This window comes from Xenorhabdus khoisanae (assembly GCF_001037465.1).
Lineage (GTDB): Bacteria > Pseudomonadota > Gammaproteobacteria > Enterobacterales > Enterobacteriaceae > Xenorhabdus > Xenorhabdus khoisanae.
Map to the genome: position 1 here is coordinate 1 of NZ_LFCV01000259.1, position 1,067 is coordinate 1,067.

The following is a 1,067-nucleotide window of genomic DNA, read 5'->3' on the forward strand; positions in this document are numbered from 1 at the left end:
AACTCATATTAAGCAGCAATGTAAAATTAATAGTTTATTATTGTGATAATTACAATAATAAACAAGTTCCATTTACTACCTTTGATGTATGCTCCTGTTTAGAGTGAGTTTATATTAAAAATACGTTGCCTATTAAAAAGTGAATTTTGGATTTACTAATCTATTATGTAATTATATTATCTATACTCTATAGAAATTTATTGTTTGGTGTCAGGTAACAAAACAGTAACTTTCTACTAAAACGTTTCTATAGGCAGTCAATTAATGATTTTGCGTACTATCATATATCTAAAAAATTATAGCGCACTTAACTAAATAACAGGAGTTATAATGACTAAAAGATCTGATATAGAAAATGGACGATTGGTCTATACAGAAAAATTAGGATGGTTAGATTTAGGGCATGCTAATGGTGATGATGCAAGAAAGTTGATGCTCTCTCTTGCTTTGGGGGATGAAACTACTAATAAATCTCATTTTATCGTTAGATATGTCCAATATATGGGTAGGGGACGTAGCCTAGGAACATCTATAAAAACAAGATGGAGAGTTAGAAGAGGTTTATCTTTACATGATAAAAAAAGAGTTGCTCTTACTATTATGATGTATACAACTCATTCATTTGAATCATATCAAGATTCCTTTCCTTTTACTTTAATTTCAGATAGTGGCTATAGTGGTGAAGATTTGATTTCTAACTTATTCGGTTTTTATCAGGCTATCAATGGTATTAATTATTTACCTCAAGTAGGGGTAGTAAGTAAAGAAAAAGCATATAAACGATGGGATTACTACGGGGCTATAGGAAAATATAAAAATAAATCTTTTAAGCCATTATTATTCCCTGACCCTGAAAAGTATCCAAATAATACAATTCCTTATAATGTTCCCTTGCCTAATTTTTTAAATACAATAACTCCTATAAGCGATATAAAAACTGGTCAGGACGTAATTCTTATTGAAGATGCAAGCTGGATTAATATAGGTAAAGAATATGCTGGGATTGCGGTTGAATAACTTCATACGTATATGTATTGTTATATTTATTTTAGCTATTGGTGTTATTC

Annotated in this window: 1 protein-coding gene; it reads left to right on the forward strand. The window is 29.6% G+C overall.

The annotated features are described in order from the left end of the window. Positions 1–330 precede the first annotated feature (330 nt). Positions 331–1,017, forward strand: a complete 687-nt coding sequence (locus AB204_RS20650; RefSeq protein ID WP_047965257.1) for a hypothetical protein — start codon at positions 331–333, stop codon at positions 1,015–1,017. The last annotated feature ends 50 nt before the right edge of the window (positions 1,018–1,067 follow it).